15 protein-coding genes are annotated in these 20,665 nt (G+C 65.6%); 9 read left to right on the top strand and 6 right to left on the bottom strand.

The window, feature by feature from the left end:
- Positions 1-9: 9 nt before the first annotated feature.
- The 4 genes from K7G82_RS25270 to K7G82_RS25255 are packed head-to-tail and all read left to right on the top strand — an operon-like array spanning position 10 to position 5,581.
- Complete coding sequence (locus K7G82_RS25270) at positions 10-1,215, top strand: acetyl-CoA C-acetyltransferase (protein ID WP_222992729.1); 1,206 nt, start codon at positions 10-12, stop codon at positions 1,213-1,215.
- 5 nt (positions 1,216-1,220) lie between these two features.
- On the top strand, positions 1,221-3,356 hold the full coding sequence (locus K7G82_RS25265) for a 3-hydroxyacyl-CoA dehydrogenase NAD-binding domain-containing protein (protein ID WP_222992728.1): 2,136 nt from the start codon (positions 1,221-1,223) through the stop codon (positions 3,354-3,356).
- Entirely contained in the window at positions 3,356-4,513 is a 1,158-nt protein-coding gene (locus K7G82_RS25260) for an acyl-CoA dehydrogenase family protein (protein WP_222992765.1), read from the top strand. Before K7G82_RS25265 ends, K7G82_RS25260 begins: the two co-directional genes overlap by 1 nt.
- Positions 4,514-4,573: 60 nt before the next feature.
- Positions 4,574-5,581 carry an alcohol dehydrogenase catalytic domain-containing protein gene (locus tag K7G82_RS25255; RefSeq protein WP_222992727.1) on the top strand — a complete coding sequence of 336 codons (1,008 nt, stop codon included), beginning with the start codon at positions 4,574-4,576 and terminating at the stop codon, positions 5,579-5,581.
- 21 nt (positions 5,582-5,602) lie between these two features.
- Here the strand turns inward: K7G82_RS25255 and K7G82_RS25250 are convergent, their stop codons facing one another.
- The 3 genes from K7G82_RS25250 to K7G82_RS25240 are packed head-to-tail and all read right to left on the bottom strand — an operon-like array spanning position 5,603 to position 8,851.
- The gene (locus tag K7G82_RS25250) at positions 5,603-6,379 is read right to left on the bottom strand and encodes an SDR family NAD(P)-dependent oxidoreductase (RefSeq protein ID WP_222992726.1); all 777 of its coding nucleotides are present in this window, start codon (positions 6,377-6,379) and stop codon (positions 5,603-5,605) included.
- A gap of 16 nt (positions 6,380-6,395) precedes the next feature.
- Complete coding sequence (locus K7G82_RS25245) at positions 6,396-7,211, bottom strand: nuclear transport factor 2 family protein (RefSeq protein WP_222992725.1); 816 nt, start codon at positions 7,209-7,211, stop codon at positions 6,396-6,398.
- Positions 7,208-8,851 carry a class I adenylate-forming enzyme family protein gene (locus K7G82_RS25240; RefSeq protein WP_222992724.1) on the bottom strand — a complete coding sequence of 548 codons (1,644 nt, stop codon included), beginning with the start codon at positions 8,849-8,851 and terminating at the stop codon, positions 7,208-7,210. Before K7G82_RS25240 ends, K7G82_RS25245 begins: the two co-directional genes overlap by 4 nt.
- A 214-nt stretch (positions 8,852-9,065) precedes the next feature.
- Here K7G82_RS25240 and K7G82_RS25235 point away from each other — a divergent pair, with 214 nt between their 5' ends.
- Positions 9,066-9,935, top strand: a complete 870-nt coding sequence (locus K7G82_RS25235; RefSeq protein WP_222992723.1) for an alpha/beta fold hydrolase — start codon at positions 9,066-9,068, stop codon at positions 9,933-9,935.
- Positions 9,936-9,979: 44 nt separating this feature from the next.
- Here the strand turns inward: K7G82_RS25235 and K7G82_RS25230 are convergent, their stop codons facing one another.
- From K7G82_RS25230 to K7G82_RS25220, 3 genes are read right to left on the bottom strand one after another with little or no spacing between them, the layout of a single operon-like run.
- Positions 9,980-11,122 carry an NADH:flavin oxidoreductase gene (locus K7G82_RS25230; protein WP_222992722.1) on the bottom strand — a complete coding sequence of 381 codons (1,143 nt, stop codon included), beginning with the start codon at positions 11,120-11,122 and terminating at the stop codon, positions 9,980-9,982.
- Between the two features lie 25 nt (positions 11,123-11,147).
- Positions 11,148-12,344: an acyl-CoA dehydrogenase family protein gene (locus tag K7G82_RS25225; RefSeq protein ID WP_343228644.1), complete on the bottom strand. Its 1,197-nt coding sequence runs from the start codon at positions 12,342-12,344 to the stop codon at positions 11,148-11,150.
- Positions 12,345-12,384: 40 nt separating this feature from the next.
- Positions 12,385-13,245, bottom strand: coding sequence for an ester cyclase (locus tag K7G82_RS25220; RefSeq protein ID WP_222992721.1), 861 nt, complete (start codon positions 13,243-13,245; stop codon positions 12,385-12,387).
- A 409-nt stretch (positions 13,246-13,654) separates the two neighbouring features.
- Between K7G82_RS25220 and K7G82_RS25215 the strand changes: the two genes are divergently transcribed.
- The 4 genes from K7G82_RS25215 (at position 13,655) to K7G82_RS25200 (ending at position 20,665) form a co-directional block, all read left to right on the top strand.
- Positions 13,655-15,157 (top strand): aldehyde dehydrogenase family protein, encoded by a 1,503-nt coding sequence (locus K7G82_RS25215; RefSeq protein ID WP_343228643.1) that lies wholly within the window; start codon positions 13,655-13,657, stop codon positions 15,155-15,157.
- Between the two features lie 3 nt (positions 15,158-15,160).
- Complete coding sequence (locus tag K7G82_RS25210; protein ID WP_222992720.1) at positions 15,161-17,251, top strand: PQQ-dependent dehydrogenase, methanol/ethanol family; 2,091 nt, start codon at positions 15,161-15,163, stop codon at positions 17,249-17,251.
- Positions 17,241-18,176 carry an alpha/beta hydrolase fold domain-containing protein gene (locus tag K7G82_RS25205; protein WP_222992719.1) on the top strand — a complete coding sequence of 312 codons (936 nt, stop codon included), beginning with the start codon at positions 17,241-17,243 and terminating at the stop codon, positions 18,174-18,176. Before K7G82_RS25210 ends, K7G82_RS25205 begins: the two co-directional genes overlap by 11 nt.
- 119 nt (positions 18,177-18,295) lie before the next feature.
- The gene (locus tag K7G82_RS25200; protein WP_222992718.1) at positions 18,296-20,665 is read left to right on the top strand and encodes a TonB-dependent receptor; all 2,370 of its coding nucleotides are present in this window, start codon (positions 18,296-18,298) and stop codon (positions 20,663-20,665) included.

The raw sequence follows: 20,665 nt of genomic DNA, 5'->3' as shown, positions 1-20,665 counted from the left end.
GAGAGTGCGTTGAACGAGGCCTTCATCTATGATTGCGTCAGGACACCGCGTGGCCGTGGCAGGGCCGACGGCGCGCTGCGCGAAATCACGGCAGTCGAGCTGGCCGCGACGCCGTTGCGGGCGCTGGCGGAGCGCAATGCGTTCGACACGGCGCTGGTGGACGATGTCATCTATGGCTGTGCGCAACCGGTGGGCGAGCAGGGCGGCAATATCGCGCGTGCCGCGCTGCTCACGGCGGGCTGGAGCGAGGGTGTCGCGGGGCAGCAGGTCCACCGCTTCTGCGCCTCCGCGCTGGAGGCGGTCAATGCGGCCGCCGCGCAGGTGATGGTCGGCGCCGCCGATGCGGCGGTCGGCGGTGGTGTCGAATCCATGTCGCGCACCTATATCGGCGCCGACACGGGCGCCTGGAGCGCCGATCCCTGGTGCAGCTATCACAATCATTTCGCGCCGCAGGGCATCGGCGCGGATCTCATCGCGACGCTGGACGGATTCAGCCGCGAACATGTCGACGCCTATGCTGTCGAGAGCCAGCGCCGCGCCGCTCAGTCGCTGGCCGGCGGTGCGTTCGATCGATGTGTCGTGCCGGTGCGCGACGTGATCGGCCAGGTCGTTCTCGATCGCGACGAATATCCGCGTCCCGACACGACGATGGAGAGCCTGGGGGCGCTGAAGCCGGCTTTCACCGGACTGGGCAAGGCGGGTTACGATGCCATCGCCATGCGCCGTTATCCGCAGGTGGAGCGGATCGAGCACGTTCATACCGGCGGCAATTCATCGGGGATCGTCGATGGCGCGGCGGCGGTGCTGGTCGGCAATGCGGGTTTCGGCGTCTCGGCGGATATGCGGCCGCGCGCGCGAATCCGGAGTTTCGCGAACTGTGGTTCCGAACCGACGATCATGCTCACCGCGCCGGCCGAGGTGACGCGCAAGCTGCTCGCGCGCAGCGGGATGGCCATCGGAGATATCGACCTGTTCGAGATCAACGAGGCCTTTGCCAGCGTCGTGCTGCGCTACATGGCGGCGCTCGATCTCGATCCGGCCCGCGTCAACGTGGCCGGCGGCGCGATCGCGCTCGGGCATCCGCTCGGCGCCACCGGCGCCATGATCCTCGGCACCGTCCTGCGCGAACTCGAGCGCCGCGACCTGTCGACCGCCCTCATCACGCTGTGCGCGGGCAATGGCCTTGGCACGGCCACAATCATCGAACGGGTTTGATCATCATGGCTGACTATTTCTCGACGCGCCGCGAGGGGGCGATCCTGACGATCCTGCTCGATGATCGCGATGCCCCGGTGAACACGGTTTCGCCGGCTTGGGTGGATGCGCTTGCCGCCGAATTCGAAGCCGTGCGCTCCGACGCCTCCGTGAACGGCGTGATCGTCACCTCGGCAAAGACCGGCTTCATGGCCGGCGCCGACCTCAAATATATATTGGCGGACGTGGTCGGCATGTCCGCCGCGCAGGCCTTCGCGTTCAGCCAAAGCGCGTCGCGCATGCATCGGCTGGTTGAAAGCTGCGGCAAACCCGTGGTGGCGGCGATCAACGGCTTCGCGCTGGGCGGTGGCTACGAACTGGCATTGGCCTGCACGCACCGGATCATCGCGAACGATCCGCGCGCGGTGGTCGGTCTGCCGGAGGTGAATGTCGGGCTTCTGCCCGGTTCGGGCGGTACCCAGCGCCTGCCGCGCCTGATCGGTGTCGAAAAGGCGGCGGAAGTCCTGCTCGAAGGCAGGAGCTACGGTCCCGAAACCGCGCTGGCGTCGGGATTGGTCGACGCCGTGGTGCCGCCGGATGAGTTGCTTGCAGCGTCGCGCGCCTGGCTCGCCTCGCGCCCCGATCCGGTACGCCCATGGGACCGCAAGGGGTTTGCGCTTGCCGAGTCCGATGGCCTGCTCAAACAGGCGACCGCCGGGTTCTTCACGGGCATGACGGCGCGACTGTCCGCGAAATATGGCGAGAATTATCCGGCGCCGATCGCGATCCTCGCCTGCCTGTTCGAAGGGGTCCAGCTCCCTTTCGACAAGGCGCTTGTCGTCGAGAGCCGCTATTTCGCCAGGCTCGTGACCGATCCGGTCGCCCGCAACATCGTGCGGACGAATTTCGTGAACAAGGGGCTTGCGGAGAAAGGCGCCCGGCGTCCGGCCGGCTATCCGGTACGCAAGGTCGATCGGCTGGCGGTGCTCGGTGCGGGCATGATGGGGGCGGGGATAGCCTATGTCGCGGCGAAGGCGGGGATCGAGGTCGTCTTGCTCGATGCCGGCGCGCAGGCGGCCCAGCGGGGCAAGGCCTATTCCGAAAAGCTCGTCGGCCGGCAGGTGGAGCAGGGCCGTATCCGGGCGGCCGATGGAGCGGCGCTGCTCGCGCGCATCAGCCCGACGACCCGCTATGACGATCTCGCCGGTGCCGATTTCGTGATCGAAGCAGTGTTCGAGGACAGCGCGATCAAGGCCGATGTAACGGCGCGGGCAGAGGCCGTGATCGCAAGCGACGCGCTGTTCGCGTCCAACACATCGACGCTGCCGATCACCGATCTCGCAGAGGCTTTCGGGCGGCCCGAAAACTTTATCGGACTGCACTTCTTCTCGCCGGTGGATCGCATGGGCCTGGTGGAGGTGATCCGCGGCCGGCGGACGAGCGACGAGACGCTGGCCCGCGCGCTCGACCTCGTCGGCCAGTTGCGCAAGACGCCGATCGTCGTGAACGACAGCCGGGGTTTCTATACCAGCCGCGTGTTCCAGACGTTCATCCATGAAGGCATGCAATTGCTGAACGAGGGCGTGGCGCCCGCGCTCATCGAAAATGTGGCGCGGCAGGCCGGCATGCCGGTTGGCCCGCTTGCGGTGATCGATGAGACGTCGATCGAACTCCCGCTCAAGATCGTACGCGAATCCGAACGCGAGGATCCCGCCTATCGCCGGCCTGCCTCGGCCGATGTGATGGAGTTGATGGTCGATCGTCTTGGCCGGCCCGGGCGCAAGGGCGGGGCGGGGTTTTACGACTATCCGGCCGACGGGCCGAAACGTCTCTGGCCTGGCCTCGCCGATCATTTCCCGGTGGCGGCGCAACAGCCCGATCCCGGAGAGGTCCGCAAGCGGTTGCTCTATGTCCAGGCGCTCGAAACGGCGCGTTGCCTGGAACAGGATGTGCTCACCCATCCTGCCGATGGCGATCTTGGCGCGGTGCTGGGCTGGGGCTTCCCGGGCTGGACCGGCGGCACGCTGTCGCTGATCGAAACCGTCGGCGTCGCCGCGTTCGTCGCCGAATGCGACCAGCTTGCCCAACGCCACGGCGAACGGTTCGCGCCCACCCGCCGGCTTCGCGATATGGCCGCGGCCGGCACGGGATTCGGCTGGTGATGCGCCGGCTGATCTTCGAGGCGGAGCATGAGCAATTCAGGGACAGCGTTCGCCATTTCATGCTGAGCGAGGTCGCGCCGCATGCCGAACGCTTCCGCGAGGACGGCATCGTCGATCGCGCGCTGTACGCGAAGGCGGGGGCTGCCGGACTGTTGTGCACCTGGGCCGAAGAGCGCCATGGCGGCGCCGGGATCGATGATTTCCGCTTCGAGCAGATCATCATCGAGGAGAATATGCGCCACGGCGATATCGGCTTCTACATCAACCTGCACAGCGATCTCGTCGCCCCCTATATCGCCAAGCTCGGGACGGCCGAGCAGCAGGACCGCTTCATGCCCGCGATCGTCTCGGGCGAGACGATCCTCGCGGTCGCGATGACCGAACCGTCGACGGGCAGCGATCTTGCGGGCATGAAGACGCGCGCCGTCGATGCCGGCGATCACTGGCTGCTCAATGGCGCCAAGACCTATATCTCGAACGGCATTCTCGCCGATCTCGTGGTGGTGGCGGCGCGCACCGATCCCGATCGGCCGCACGGGATCTCGCTGTTCCTGGTCGAGCGCGGCATGGCCGGGTTCGAACGCGGGCGCAAGCTGGCGAAGATGGGGCTCGACAGCCAGGACACGGCAGAGCTGTTCTTCAACGATGTCCGGGTGCCGAAGGCCAATCTTCTCGGCGTGGCGGGGCAGGGTTTTGCCGGGCTCGCGCAATTGCTCGTGCAGGAGCGGTTGGTGGCGGCGATCGGCTTCATGGCGACCGCGCAGACCGCCTTCGATCTCACGCTGAATTTCGTGAAGGATCGCCGCGCGTTCGGCCGGCCCATCGGCGCCTTTCAGAACAGCCGTTTCGTGATGGCGGGGCTGCGTGCGGAGCTCGACATGGCCCAGACTTTCATCGACCAGTGCGTGCTGCTGCTCAATCGCGGCGATCTGTCGCCCGAGGATGCGGCGGGCGCCAAGCTGGTGTCGAGCGAACTCGAGGCGCGGGTGATGGATGCCTGCCTCCAGCTTCATGGCGGCGCCGGCTATATGGACGAATATCGCATCAGCCGCATGTATCGCGACGCCCGGATCAGCCGGATCTTCGCGGGCACCAGCGAAATCATGAAGGAAATCATCGGCCGTGGCCTGGGCCTGGACGAGCGCAAGCTCGCCTGACGTCCCGGCGCGTTGTGAATGGGCCGTGACGGCCCTGTTGACCTGAAAGGCGATTGGCGAATGAAAGCTCTGTTGTTGCGTGAAATCGGCGTCGGGCCGGCGATCGGGGACGTCGCGGATCCGGTGCCCGGCGAAGGCGAAGTGCTGGTGCGGATGGTCGCCGCGGCGCTCAATCATCGCGAGCTCTGGATCGCGAAGGGGCAATATCCCGGCATGGTGCTGCCCGCGACGCTCGGCGCAGACGGCGCGGGCGTCATCGCGGCCGTCGGACGCGGCGTCGATCCGGCCCGGATCGGCGAACGGGTCATGCTCTATCCCGGGCTGGGCTGGGGGGATGATCCCCGGTTCCCGGCGCCGGCATTCGGGTTGCTCGGTATGCCGGGGCCGGGCACGATCGCCGAATATGTGTCCGTGCCCGCCGCCAATGCGGTCGCGAAGCCGGATCATCTCGATTTCGCACAGGCCGCCGCGCTGCCGCTCGCCGGGATCACGGCATGGCGCGGGCTCGTCACCAAGGCGGGCTTGCTGCCGGGCGAGCGGTTGCTGATCTGTGGCGCGGGCGGCGGCGTCGCCGCGCAGGCGCTCGCCTTCGCGATCGCGATGGGGGCGGAAACCTGGGTAACGAGCGGATCGGACGAAACCATCGCCTGGGCCCGGGCCCGGGGGGCGGCCGGTGGCGTCAATTATCGTACGGATGACTGGGGCAAGGCGCTGCGCCGGCAGGCGGGCGGATTCGATGTCGTGTTCGACGGGGCACCTGCCGGTGGCTTCCGGGACTATTCGCGAAGCCTGGCGATGGGTGCGCGCATCGTCCTGTACGGATCGACCGGGGGAGCATCGGTGCCGCTGTCCGCGCCCGAACTGTTCCTCAAGAACTGGGTGGTGACGGGCACCAATGTCGGCAATGCGGCGGAATTCGAAACGATGCTCGATTTCACGGCCCGCCATCGCCTTGTTCCCGAGATCGAGAAACGCTTTGCGTTCGCCTCTGCGGCCGAAGCGCTCGGTCATCTCGAAAACGGTCATGGTCGGGGCAAGGTCGTCATCGATATCGCCCCGGATCCGTGACCATCGGGTCGCGGGATCGCTCTACCCCCGTTGCGGCTGGCCTTCTCCGCTGCCGCTGAGCGGCATCAACGCCGACCCCAGGCCGCCATCGACCACCAGATTCTGGCCGGTCACATGCGCGGCTTCGGGGCCGAGCAGAAAGGCGATGGCGTCGGCCACCTGGACGGGGAGGCCAATCCGCCGCAACGGGATCTTGCGGCTGCGCTGACGGATCCGTTCGTCGTCATAACCCGCGACCATCGGCGTCAATGTCGGGCCGGGCGAGACGCAATTGATACGGATGCCGTCCGGGCCCCATTCGATCGCCATCTGGCGGACGAGCATCAGCAGCGCGGCCTTGCTCGCCGAATAGCTGCCGAGCGGCGGCGCCGGGTGTTCGGCCGCGATCGAGCCCGTCGCCACGATCGCACCGCCACTGGCCTTGAGGTGACCGTGCGCCGCCCGGCCGAGCAACCAGGTCGGGCGGGTGTTCACGCGGAACAGATAGTCGAAATCCTCGGGCGACAGCTCGAGCAAAGGGCCGCCCTTCATCGCGCCGGCATTGCTGGCGATGCCGTCGATGCCGCCAAGCGTGGCGGCGCCGTCGGCGATCACCTGTTCGCAGAACGCGACCTCGCCGAGATCTCCGGCGCGCCAGAACACCGGGCAGTGCTGCCCGAGCCTTTGTGCGAGATCCGCCAGTGCGTCCGCCTGGCGATCGACCAGGAACAAGGCTGCATCGCCCCGGTCGGCAAGCTTTTCAGCCAGGGCGCGGCCGATGCCGCTCGCCGAACCGGTGATGATCAGCCTTTGCGTCATCCTTGCCTCCTCGCCTTCAGGCCCCGATGCTGGTCGCTACGCCCAGGCGCTTCCCCATGTCGAACCGGTTGCGGATCGCGCGGCCCGCGTGCACGCGCCCGTCGCGGACATGGACGATGCCGGTCGCGTGGAGCGATGCGCCTTGCCCCTGTTTCCCGATCGCGAAATCGTCGGCGACCCGGCCATGCTGTTCGACGCGGAAAGCCACTTTTTCACCGGCCGAGAAAATATCGAGAATATCGATGCGTTCCTGATCGAGCGCGCGCATCGATTGTCCGGTCGCCCAAGTATCGTCGCACCGCACCGCCGGCGTGATGGCAAGGCCGCCGCCGATCAGCCACGCACGCACCACCGCTTCCGCATCGGGGGATGCCGGCTGCGGGTCGACCCGCCATGGCGCCGGCGCGGGCGCGTCGATGGGGTCGACACGGCCGGTCTCGATCTGCCGCCGTCGCGACCAGTAATCCTGCTCGACCGAGCAATGGACCAGCTTGTCCCCGTTCCAGCGATACAGCGCGATCCCGCCCCAGGCGCAAAAGGCGCCATCCTTCGCGCGCCGTCCATGCTCGCTGAACCGCATCATCAGTCGCTCGCCCGATGTGGCGATCTCATGGAGGGTCAGCATCAATCCCGGATATTGGGCCATAAGCGACGCGGTGGCGTCGAAATAAGCGGTGTCGCGCCCGACGACCTCGTATGCGCCCATATGGAGCACATAATCCTCGACCATCAGGTCGCGCGTTACCGCCTGATCGCCGACATTCACATAATCGATGCAATATCGCTTCATGATCTGCAGGAAGCGGTGGCCGTCGGATAGGTCGAAGCTCATGATTCTGATCCCGATGCCAGCAGTTCCTTCAGGCGGAACTTCTGGACCTTGGTTGCCGACATCGGCCATTCGCTGACGAACAGGATCCGGCGTGGTATCTTCCACCTGGCGAGTTGGCCCTGGCATGCGGCGATGATTTCATCCTGGCCGATCTCCATTCCGGGGCGGCGCTCGACAAAGGCGATCGGCACCTCTCCCATTCGGTCGTCCGGCATGCCGATGACCTGGGCGAGCTGGATTTCGGGAATGGTCTGCAGAAATGCCTCGATCTCGACGGCGCCGACATTCTCGCCGCCGACCTTGAGTATGTCCTTGATCCGCCCCAGGAAAAGCAGATGTCCGTCCGGACCGATCTCTCCGCGATCGCCTGTCCGCACCCAGCCGTCTTCGATGATCGTCGCGTTCGTTGCGTCCGGATCGCGATAATAGCGGGTGAAGGCGCCGGGGCCGCGGAACTGGATTTCTCCCGCAACCCCGTCAGCGCAGGTGGCGAGGGTGTCCGGGTCGACGATACGTACGTCGCTGTGCGGCGGCGGCAGGCCTGAACTTCTTGCCCGGATTTCGAGCGGCGCGTCGATCGGCGTGAAGGTGACGATGCCCGAACCTTCGGTCATCCCGAACAGGTTGAGCAATGTGGCGTTCTCGGGCAGCAACTGCTGCGCGCGCATCTGCATGGCGGCCGGGCCGACATTGAGCATCGTGCGGACATGCGTGAAGCGGATCCGGTCGAAACGCGGATGCTCCAGCACCGGAAAGCTCAGCTGCGGAAATCCAGAATAGAGATGGTTGACGCGGTGGCGCTCGATCAGTTCGAGCAGGATATCGGGATCGAAATGCGGTTGCGACACCAGCGCCGCGCCACGCGCCAGGATCGTCGTCATCGGGCCGATGCCGCCGGTGTGGAAGAAGGGCATGGGCAGCCACACGCTTTCGTCCGCGCCAAGATCGACGATGTTCGAGAAGGTCGACCAGCAGCTTTGCAGCGCGCGATGGGAAAGCTCGCATCCCTTGGGATTGGACGTGGTTCCCGACGTGTAGATGATGGCGGCCGTGTCGTCGATCCGGCGCAGCGTGGCCTCCGCCGCGACATCGGCGGCGTCCACGCTTTCCCCGCGCTGGAGAAAGGCATGGGCGGCGGGAAAGGGGCCTGCGGGTCCGTCGCCGCACATCACGACCGCGCGCAGGTCGGGGGCGGCCTCTGTCCTCAGGTCGAAGGGCGTTTGCCCTTCGAAGTCCGGCAGCACGTCGCGCAGCAGCGGTTCGTAATCGACATGTTCGGCGAAATCATTGGTCGTCACAAGGATCCGCGATCGGCTGTGGCCGAGCGTATAGGCCAGTTCCTGCCGTTTGTAGCGCGCGTTGAGCGCGACCACGGCCGCGCCGGCGCCGAGCGCGCCATAATAGACGGGCAGCCAGTCCGCGCAGTTCGGCATCAGCGTGGCGACATGGTCGCCGGCACGGATGCCGGCGGCATGAAAGGCACGGGCCCAGCGCATCGCCGCAGCGTGAAGCGCTCCATAGGAGATGCTGCGATCGGGGAAATGCGCATAGGGGCTGTCGTGCCGCACGCGCGCCTGCCGGGCGAGAAGATCCGGTATCGTCTCCTCCGCCTCGAACAGGGGGATGTCGAGTTTCAGCATGACGTTCCTCTCCATGGCTCATGCGCGGCCGCGCAATGCCGCTCGGCTCGATCATTGCTTGGTTGATGCATTTTCAACCGATCGGTTGTCAACGGTTTGGCGAATGATTCTCAGTCGAAAGCACAAAACCAGCGATTGTCGAGAAATGTCGAGGCTGCATGTCGTTGACTTTTTCGACCGATTGGTTGCTATTCGAGGCGTGAGTGCGGACAGCATGGGCGGGGCGTTGGCCTTTCGCGAGATCGAGCTTGTTTCCGAGGACGGTCTGCGGCTTGCCGGAGACGTCTGCGGCGTCGCGCAAGGGCAATCGATCCTGCTGCTCCATGGCGGCGGGCAGAGCCGTTCCGCATGGCGTGGCGCCGCGCGCCGCCTCGCCGCCGCCGGCTATCGGGCTTGTTCGCTCGATCTGCGCGGACATGGCGACAGCGATTGGTCGCCCGATGCCGCCTATGGGCTCGATGCATTCGTGGCGGATCTGGTGATCGCCGTCGAGGCGGTCGGCGCGCCTGCCATCCTTGTCGGTGCATCCTTCGGCGGTCATGTCGCGATGTTGACGGCGGCGCGGCGGCCCGATCTCTGCCGGGCGCTGCTGCTCGCCGACGTCACGCCGTGGATCGACGAAACCGTGGGCGACCATTTCCGGGATACGTTGCGGACTTCGGCGGACGGCTTCGCTTCGGTCGAGGATGCCGCCGCCATGATCGCCCGTCTGCATGGGGACCCGGCCGCGGTTGCCGATCCGGCCCGCCTTCTGCGGCATATGCGGGTGGGCGACGGTGGACGGTTGCGCTGGAAATGGGACATGCGCTTCCTGAACGACGCGCAGATCCGGCGCGGCGGCGAGCAGGGACTGTTCGTATCGGAGGCGCTCGGGCTCCGCGTTCCCGTCCTGGTGATGGCGGCGGAACTCAGCAACCTGACGAGTCCCGCCGAGATCGAGGCTTTCCGCGATGCGGTGCCCGGCGTGGAGGCGGTGACCATCGCCGGTGCGCGTCATATGCTGACGGGCGACGTCAACGACGCCTATGCCGAAGCCATTCTCGCGTTCGTCGCGCGTCTCGGCGATCCGGTCGCGGACTCCTAGGGTCCGGACCCTGGGCGGGGCGGCGTTCGAACCGGCGGCCGCCTTCAGGTCAATATGTCGAGCGCATCCTTGGTGAACGGGCGCAATTCGTCGAAGCGGCCCTGCTTCACCTTTCGCGCCCAGCCGGGATCGGTCAGCAGGGCCCGTCCGACAGCGACCAGGTCGAACTCGCCATGCGCGATGCGCCGGGCGAGCGGCGCGAGATCGGCGGAAACCTCGGTGGCTTCGCCGATATTGGTCACCGACATCGGGCCGGCCAACCCCACGCTGCCGACAGTGATCGTCGGCCGCCCGGTGAGGCGCTTGACCCATCCGGCCAGATTCATCTCCGATCCCGGAAACTCCCTGTTCCAGTAGCGACGCTCCGAACAATGGAAGATGTCGACCCCGGCCGCGGCGATCGGATCCAGGATTGCCTTGAGGCGTTCGGGCGTTTCGGCGAGCCGGGCCGCATAGTCCTGCTGTTTCCACTGCGATATGCGCAACAGGATCGGAAAGTCCGGGCCGGTCGCTGCGCGAACCTTTTCGATCAGTTCGACCGCGAAGCGCGTCCGTTCGACGGGGCCGCCACCATAATCGTCATCGTCGCGCGTGTTGAGCGCATCCCACAGGAACTGGTCGATGATATAGCCATGGGCACCGTGGATCTCGATCCCGTCGAAGCCGGTGGCGCGCGCGGCGGCGGCGGCTTCCGCGAAACTGTCGATCACCGCGGCGATATCCGCGCGCGTCATCGGCGGGAATACGGCCTTGCCGCCGGGCTTGTAGATGCCGGAGGGGCTGGCGCTCGGCAGATCGGGATTGGGATAATCGCCGCTGCGCGGATCGCGCATGATGCCGACATGCCAGAGCTGGGGGATGATCTTGCCCCCGGCATCGTGCACCTCCTCCACGACGCGCCGCCAGCCGGACAGCGCCTCGCCGTGAAAGGCGGGAACGCGCGTCGAATAGGAGGAGACCGGATGGCCGATCGTCGTCCCTTCGGTGATGATCAGGCCCACCTCATTCTCGGCGCGGCGCCGGTAATATCCCGCCACGTCCGCAGCGGGATATTGTCCGGGCGATTTCCAGCGCGTCATCGGCGCCATCACGATCCGGTTCCGGAGCGAGAGACCCGCCTGTTCGAAGGGCGTGAACAGCGCGGCCAGCGTGTCGGGACGGTCGTCCGCCCCTGGGGAATCGATCATCGGCGATGCTCCCTCTGCGGCGCGGTCAGAAGGACCTGGGCAGGCCCAGATTTTCGGCGATGACGTTGCGCGCCATTTCGTTGGTGATGGGGCCGATCCGCCACAACCGGCTGTCGCGCCAATAGCGCTGCATGTCGGTTTCCGCCGAATAGCCCATGCCGCCAAGGATCTGCAGGCCGATATCGGCGCAGCGATTGGCCTGGTCGGAGGCGATCACCTTCAGCGCGGTCGTCTCGACGAGCGAATCCTTGCCGACCGCGATCTTCCAGGCACAATCTGTGAGCATGCATTCGACCTGATATTGCGCCATCTTGATCTCGGCGATCATGTGCTGGATCGCCTGGAACTGGCCGATCACCTTGCCATAGGCCTTGCGCTGTCCGGCATAGTCGAGCGCATCCTCCAGCACGCCGTCGATGATGCCCAGGCAGAAGGCGCTGACCATCATGCGTTCGTTGTTGAGCGTCGGCAGCAGCATGCGCCAGGCCTGATGCGGTTCGCCGAGCACAAGATCGTCGGATACGAACACATCCTCCAGATGGACGAGGCAGCTTCCGATCGAGCGCATGCCGAGCTTCGACAATTCGGTGGTGGTGATGCCCGGCGCCTTGGCGGGCACCCAGAACAGGGTCACGCCATGATGATTCTTCTCGACGGTGCGGTCCGACCGGGCGAGCAGCAGCAGATAATCGGCGACATGTGCCGACGAGCTCCAGATCTTCTCGCCATTGATCTTCCAGCCGCCGTCGACCTTCGTCGCATAGGTGCGCATCGCACCGAGCACGTCGGTGCCGCCGCCCGGCTCGGTGAAGGAGATGCCCGCGCGGAGCTTGCCCGCCGCGATGTCCGGCAGGAACCGGCGCTTCTGTTCCTCGGTGCCATAGACGCCGATCGATTTCATGCCGGCGAAGGAGGTGAGGCCCCAGATCCATGAAAGGCCGCCCAGCGTGCGGGCGAGCGAGCGCGCGAGGATCATCTGCATCAGCACGTCGCCGCCGATGCCGCCATATTCCTCCGGAATGCCCAGTCCGTGGAAGCCGGCCTTGGTGAACTTGTCCCACAGTTCGAACGGATAGTCATGCTCGCGCCGCTCGAGTTCGCGCGCCCAATCCTTGGGCAGTTCCGCCGCGACGAAGCTTTCGACCATGTCGCGAAAGGCGCGGTGTTCTTCGGGGAGTTCGAGATTCATGGCCAGCGGAGATGCGTTTGCGTGTTCCGTCACTCTGTTCGTTCCTTGTTCTGATGTCTGGAGCGGTCGGCCGTTATGCGCCGTGCCGATCGTTCGAATTGGCAAGTCGCCGGAACAGGCCCCAGCGATCGCGGATGATGTTGCCTTCGGCGACTCTGCCGTCGCGCAGGGTGACGAAGCCGCTCAGGTGCAGGCTTGCCGCCTCGCCGGCCCGTCCGCCGGCCGCCGCGGCGAATGCGGGGCTGACCGGGCCACTCTGGAGCGCATGGAAAACGACGTGCGATTCGCCCGAGCGTGTTCGTCCGGAGATCATGCGGGTCAGCGCGACGTCGCCATGGTCGAGCACCGCCTCGATCGCGCCCATGGCGCCGGAATCGTCGATGTCGATATCCCTGCTCTCCAGCCAGCGTCCGGCCTGGAGCCATGCGGTGACCGCGGCCTCGGCTGCCGGGTCGGTTTCGGCGTCGGTTTCGTCCCATGGCGCGATGGCGGGCGCGGCGACAGCCACCGGCGCCCGCGAAGCCAGTTGCCGTCGGCGCGAGTAATAGTCCTGCTCGATCATGCACTGCGCGAGCAAGCCATCGCGCGACTCATAGATCGCGATAGAGGGCCAGGCGGCCCTGGCGCCTCCATGCAGGCGCGAGGCGCCATGTTCGGTGAAGTGGACGCCGACGGCGTCGCCGGTCACGAACAGCCGGTGGAGCGTGAATTGCAGGCCGGGAAACTGCTCCATCTGCCGGGCGACCGCGTTGCGATACGGCCCGTCACGCCCCTGGATCCGCAATCCTGAGGTGTGAAGCGTGTAGTCCGGCTGCATGATCCGCGGCAGCACCGAAAAATCATGCCGGTTCACGAACTCGGTCACATAGCGGCGAAAGATCGCCAGCGCCGGCGGCTGCAAACCGTGCGAATCAACTGCATCGCCTGTCGGCACGTCCGCTCCCCGTCCGGCTCGTCGCCGGTCAATAATCTACCGATAGGTCGAAATCATGAAATATGATCTACGGCGAGTCAAGCGCGTGCTATCGGCGATGTGTCGTGAGGATACGATTTTCGACTGATCATATGATGACCAGAATTGCCGGAATCGGCTGTTTGAATATGATATAAATAAATGATTTTAAATGATTATTTGTCAAAAATTGGGATGGCTTCGCGGCGGTTCTGACGGGCTCCAATATTGCGCGCCGATATACAGTATTGACAGTTTGTCGCCTTTCGCCATAATTTCTACCAGTCGAACGAAACGGTAGATATAGGCCCTTTCCGCAGAGATGTGGGTCACAATGCCGCGCGATGATTTCGGTGCGCCCCTGGCGGCACCGGCAGGGAGGAGGATGCTGGTGGCCGACAGTTCCGCCGTTGATATGGATCATGTGCATCCGCGTGTATCGAATGCCGCCCCCCGGCTTTGGATCGGTGGCGCGGCCAGCCCGGCGGATGGCAATGAAGCGTTCGATGTTCTCGATCCCGCGACCGGGCGCGCGATCGCGCGTGCCGCGCGTGGCGGAGCGTCCGATATCGATCGTGCGGTCGTTTCGGCGCGTGCCGCCTTCGAGGCGGATGGCTGGCGCGGGATCGCCGCCGATGCCCGATCGCGCCTGCTGTGGCGCTATGCCGATCTTCTTGAGGCCAATGCCGCCGAACTCGCCGAGCTCGAGGTTCTGAACAACGGCATGCCGCTTGGCTTCGCGCAATGGGGCGTGGCCGCATCGGCCGCTTGGCTCCGCCATTTCGCGGGCATGGCGGGTCGGCTGGTCGGACGGCATACCTCGGCTGCGGTTTCCGGCGGCGGTGCGGCCTTTCACGCCTATACGGCGCTCGAACCCGTCGGTGTCGTCGGCCTGATCATTCCATGGAACGGGCCGATCGCAAGTTTCATGATCAAGGTCGCTCCGGCCCTGGCGGCGGGATGCACCTGTGTGGTGAAGCCCGCGGAGAACACGCCGCTCACAGCGCTTCGGCTTGGCGAATTGGCGAGCGAGGCGGGGCTGCCTCCCGGCGTGCTCAATGTCGTCAGCGGCTTCGGCGATGCCGGGGCCGCGCTCGTCGCGCATCCCGGCGTCGACAAGATCTCCTTCACGGGTTCCACCGCGACGGGCAAATCCGTGCTGCGCGCGGCGGCCGACACCGTGAAGCGCGTGACGCTCGAACTCGGCGGCAAATCGCCTTGCGTCATTTTCGACGATGCGGACATGGCAAGGGCGATCCCGGGGGCGGCGCAGGCGATATTCGCGAATACCGGGCAGATCTGTTTCGCGGGATCGCGGCTCTATGTGCAGCGCGCATCGTTCGATCGCGTGGTCGAGGGCGTCGCGGAGATCGCGCGCGTGTTGCGTGTCGGGCGTGGCCTGGATGCGGAAACGCAGATCGGGCCGCTGATTTCGGCAGAGCAGCGCCGGCGTGTGGAGGATTATATCGCGCTGGGGCGGGCCGAAGGCGGCGAGATCGTCGCCGGCGGCAAGGCGATCGGCGGCGACGGCTTCTTCATCGAGCCGACGGTCTTCACCAATCTGTCCGCAAGTGCGCGGATCGTGCGGGAGGAGATTTTCGGGCCGGTCGTGGTGGCGACCCCCTTCGACGAGATCGAGGAGGTCGCGGCATTGGGCAATGATACCAATTACGGCCTCGGCGCCGGCATCTTCACCAGCAATGTCGGGACGGCACATCGCCTGGCCGGACGGTTGCGCGCCGGCAATGTCTGGGTGAACTGCTATGGCGTCACCCATCCGGCGATGCCGTTCGGCGGGTTCAAGGAATCGGGGCTCGGCCGCGAATTGGGCGAAGAGGGCTTCGCGGCCTTTCTCGAGACCAAATCCGTCTATATCGATCTGGCCGAGGGCTGAGCGATGCGTTCGGCCGGACTTTTCCTGCCCGCCATCCTGTCGCTGGCGCTCACGGCTTGCAACGGCGTGGGTGGTGCCGCCGCTTCGCACGATGCGGATCCCGCCGGCTGGTCGTCGCGCGGCGGTTCGCCGCTGGAACAGCATTATTCGAAGGCCGGCGAAATCAATCGCGACAATGTCGGCGACCTGGGCCTGGCCTGGCATCTCGATCTCGATACCGATCGCGGCCAGGAAGCGACACCCTTCGTCGTCGACGGCGTGCTGTACGCGACCACCGCCTGGAGCAAGGTGATCGCGGTCGATGCGGCCACCGGCGCGCTCATATGGCAATATGATCCGCACGTGCCGGGCGAGACGGCGATCAAGGCCTGTTGCGACGTCGTGAACCGCGGCGCTGCCTATTCCGATGGCAAGATCTTCTCGGCCACGCTCGACGGACGGCTCATCGCGCTCGATGCGAAGACGGGCAAGCTCGTCTGGAGCGCGGATACGCTCGACAAGGGCTGGCCCTACACGATCACCGGCGCTCCGCGCGTCGCGAAAGGCAAGGTCTTTATCGGCAATGGCGGCGGCGACCTCGGCGCGCGCGGCTATGTCTCGGCTTACGATGCCGCGACGGGCAAGCGGTTGTGGCGGTTCTACACGGTGCCGGGCGATCCCGCGAAGGGCCCCGATGGCGCGGCGTCGGATGAGGTGCTGCGAACGAGGGCGGCGCCGACCTGGGCGGGCGATTACTGGAAATATGGCGGCGGCGGCACCGTCTGGGATGCGATCGTCTACGATCCGGAACTCGATCAGCTCTATATCGGCGTCGGCAACGGATCGCCCTGGAATCATCGCATCCGGTCGAACGGCAAGGGGGATAATCTCTTCCTCACCTCGATCGTCGCGCTCGATCCCGACAGCGGCGAATATCTCTGGCACTATCAGCAGAATCCCGGCGAAACCTGGGATTTCACGGCGACCCAGCCGATCATACTCGCCGACCTGACGATCGAGGGCAAGGCACGCAAGGTGCTGATGCAGGCGCCCAAGAACGGCTTTTTCTACGTCATCGACCGGACGAACGGGGCGCTCGTTTCCGCGAAGAATTTCGTGCCGGTGACCTGGGCGAGCGGCATCGACATGAAGACCGGCCGGCCGATCGAAACCGCCAATGCACGCTACGAGAAGCCCGAACTCGGACTGCCCGGCAGCCCCGGCGCGCATAGCTGGCAGCCCATGGCCTACAGCCCGAGCAGCGGCCTCGTCTACATCCCCGCCCAATCGATCCCCTTCCTCTACCGTGAGGAGAAGAATTTCGTCTATCGGCCCGGCCGCTGGAATCTGGGTGTCGATCTCGCCGCCGCCCCGCCGCCGCGCACGCCCGCCGAGATGAAGGCCGCGCGCGAGGCATTGCACGGCGCGCTTATCGCCTGGAATCCGATGACGCAGTCGCTGGCCTGGAAAGTCGATCATCCGCGCCCGGTAAATGGCGGCGTGCTGGCGACTGCCGGCGGGCTCGTCTTCCAGGGTGAGGGCGGCGGCGCGTTCGTCGCCTATGACGACCGCAACGGCACGCCGCTCTGGCGGTTCGACAGCCAGTCGGGAATTGTCGCGGCACCGATGAGCTATCGGATCGGCGACACCCAATATGTCGCGGTCCTTGCCGGATATGGCGGCGCGATGGCGCTGGCGCTGCCCGACCTGTTCGATCCGCGCCCGCGCATGAACGGCCGGCTGCTCGTTTTCAAGCTGGGCGGAAAGGCGAAGCTGCCGCCGCGTCCGGATCTGCTGCCCTTCGCCCTCACGAGCGAGGCGCTGCCCCCGGCGGCGGTGGAGAAGGGCGCCGCGCTTTATGCCGATCGCTGCTCGGGCTGTCATTCCGCGGCGGTGCTCTCTGCGAACGTCACGCCGGATTTGCGGCGCAGCGGGGTGCTTCCCGACAGAGATGGCTGGCGCTCGGTCGTTCTGGACGGGATATTGGCGGAGCGGGGCATGGTGAGCTTCAGTGCCTCGCTCAGCCCGGACGATGCGGAAAGCATCCGGCTCTATGTCCAGGCCGAGGCGCGCGCCGCCGCGGGCAGGGCAAAAGGGGGTGCCGGTGGCCGTTAGCCTCGCGCCCGATGCCCAGGCGCTGCTGGCGCTGCTCGCGCAGGGGCCGGAGCTTTCGTTCCGCGGCATGTCCGTCGAGGATGCGCGCGCCGCGGTCGGGCAGATGGGCGCGTCGTTCGATGATGCGCCGCTTGCCGGAGTCGATGCGGCGGATGGCTTGTGCGCGGCGGACGGGCATGCGGTTCCGCTGCGTTTCTACACGCCGGCCGGAGCCGTCGCCGAAGGGCCGGTCGTCCTCTTCGCGCATGGCGGAGGCTGGGTCACCGGCGATCTCGACAGTCACGACAGTTTCTGCCGCTTCCTCGCGACGCACGCGGGCTTGCGGGTGGCGAGCGTCGACTATCGGCGATCTCCCGAGGCCGTTTTTCCTGCGGCGCTGAACGATATGCGGACCGCCGCGCGCTGGGTCGCATCGGGCCTGTCTCCGCTGGGTCGGGCGGATGGACTCGTCCTCGCGGGCGACAGCGCGGGCGGCGGGCTCGCCGCGGCACTTGGAGCACGCGGCAAGGCGGATGGGCTCGATCTTCGCGCTTTGCTTCTTCTCTATCCGGTGCTCGATCTGTCGCGCCGGGCACCATCCTATGCCGCGTTCGCCGAAGGGCATCTGCTGACGGCGGACGACATGGCGTATTTCATCGCCAGCTACGCGCCCGATCCGGGACGGCGCTCCGATCCGGACTGCTCGCCGCTGCTGGGCGTCGCTGCCGCGTCGCTGCCGCCGGTTGTCGTCCTGACCTGCAGCCATGACGTGCTGCGCGATGAGGGGCGCGCTTATGTCGAGGCCTGCCGCGCCGCCGGCGTGGTGGTTCGGCATGTCGAGGCGGCCGGCCATGTGCATGGCATTGCGACGCTTCGAAAAGTCATTCCATCGGGCATTCCCCATCTGGAGCGGGCGATCGGGGAGCTGCGCGAGATTTCGACCTGAGTCCATGAACAAGCTGAACATATAAGGGTGGAGGATTGGATATGTCTGAAATGGTCAAAAGATCTTCGGGGGGATTGCGGCTCGGACTGCTCTGCGCGTCGGTTGCTGGGGCCGCGCTCATGGCCGCGGCGCCGGCCCGGGCGCAGGAACCGGCCGGTCAGGCCGAAGCATCATCCGGTATCGACAGCGCCGACATCATCGTGACGGCTCGCCAGCGCAAGGAAACCCTGCTGGAGGCGCCGGTCGCGGTCAGCGCGATCGGCGGCGAGCAATTGTCGCGGCTGAGCGTCACCGACTCGCGCGACCTCGCCAAGCTCGCGCCGTCACTGTCGATCGGCCAGTCGACGAGCGGCGGCGGCGGCGTGATCGTGCTGCGCGGTATCGGGACGTCGCCCTCCAATGCCGGTTTCGATCAGGCGGTGTCGGTGAATGTCGACGGCGTCCAGACCGGTCGCGCGCGCATCGTGACGCTCGGTCTGCTCGATCTTGCCCAGGTCGAGGTGATGAAGGGGCCGCAGGCCTTGTTCTTCGGCAAGAACAGCCCGGCGGGCGTCATCAACATGAGTTCGGCCAACCCGACCAAGGAGCTGTCGGGTTATGGCCGGATCGGTTATGAATTCGTCGCCGACGAGGCAATCGTGGAAGGCGCGGTATCGGGGCCGCTGTCGGATGTTTTCGGCGCGCGCGTCGCGGTCCGCTACCGCAACATGGATGGCTGGTTGCGGAATACCGCGGGCCAGCTCACCAGTTCGCCCTTCGCCGGGCCCAATAACCTGCCACAGGCGCCCAGGACGTCGCGCCCCGGCGACAAGGAATTTGTCGGTCGCGTCACGCTCGCATTCGAACCTGTCGACAGCCCGTTCAGCGCGAATCTGAAGATCGCGGGCATGATCAACGAGAATGACGGGCCATCCGCTGGCCAGCAGCTTTACAATTGCGGCGCCTTCGCGACGCCGGTCGTCGTTTATGCGGGCAATCCGGCCGTCGCGGTCGACCCCTTCGGCGATTGCAAATTCAACCGCAATTATTCGAACGGTGCGCTGCCCAACGGCTATGCGGACAATTGGCCGACCGCGAAGCAGAATCCCTATAGCAAGATCAAGATGCTGCTCGGCAGCCTGCAGGCCAATTACGAAACCGAGAATTTCAACATCGCATCGGTGACGGGCCTCTTCAAGAGCAACACGAAATATTCCGACAATTATGATGCGACCGTCTACATGGCCTATGACTCCGCCGAGACGGAGAAATTCACCTCGTTGAGCCAGGAGCTGCGGCTGCTCTCGACCTTCGATGGTCCGGTCAACTTCATGGTCGGCGCCTATTATCAGAACACGAAGCTCGATTTCATCAATACCGTGCTGATCGCGCCGCTGCCCGTCGATCCGGCCACGGGCAAATATCACACTTGGGAAAAGCCCGGCCATACCGATGGCGATACCTATTCGCTGTTCGGGCAGCTGATCTGGAAGATCGTCCCCGAACTCGAACTTGCCGGCGGCGTGCGTTACACGCACGAAACCAAGGACTCGACACTGGTCAACACCTATGTCCACCCGCCGCTCTCGGGTGTCGTCCTCGCCCCGCAGGGCAAGCTGTTCGCGGACAATTATTCCGACAGCAATTATTCGCCGGAAATCACGCTGACATGGCGCCCGACCAGCGACCTCACCACCTATGTCGCGTACAAGACCGGCTATAAATCGGGCGGATTCGGGATCAGCACCAACCTGATTCCCGCCACCATCACCGTCGACTCGATCCGGTTCGATGCCGAGCGCATCAAGGGCTTCGAAGGCGGTATCAAGGCGCGTGTCTTCGATCGTCGCGCCACCGTCACCGCCAGCGTCTATTCCTATCGCTATTCGAACCTTCAGGTGAATTCGTTCGATGCCGCGACGACGAGTTTCCGGATCACCAATGCCGCTTCGGCGCGGGTGAAGGGCGTTGAACTCGATTTCAACGCACGGCCCAATGACTGGCTGACGCTCAATGGCGGCATCGCCTACAGCAATGCGCGCTTCCTTGATTATATCGCGGGCTGCTGGACGGGGCAGACCGCGGCGCTGGGCTGCAATGTCTCCAACGGCAACGGCACCTTCTCGCAGGATCTCAGCGGCGTGGCGCTGGCGCGCGCGCCTGATTGGACGGCCAATGCCGGGTTCGACGTCAACGTGCCCGTTTCGGGCAGCCTGCTGTTCGGACTGACCGGCAATACCCGCTACAGCGACAAATATTTCGCGCTCGAGAACGGCAATCCCGCTGGCATCCAGCCATCCTATTGGCTGTTCGACGCATCGGTCCGGCTGGGATCGGCTGACCAGCGCTGGGAAGTCGCGCTGATCGGCCGCAACCTGAGCAACGAATATTATTCCTCCTATGTCGCGGAAAAGCCGGGCGCACCCGTGACACCCGGAATCACCTCGCAGTTGATGGGCCTCCCCAATCGCGGGCGGCAGGTGATGCTGCAGCTGACCTCCCGATTCTGA

The organism is Sphingomonas colocasiae (genome assembly GCF_019880585.1).
Classification (GTDB): domain Bacteria; phylum Pseudomonadota; class Alphaproteobacteria; order Sphingomonadales; family Sphingomonadaceae; genus Sphingobium_A; species Sphingobium_A colocasiae.
Note: the sequence above shows the minus strand (reverse complement) of the source record. Positions and strands in the feature narration are given on the sequence as shown.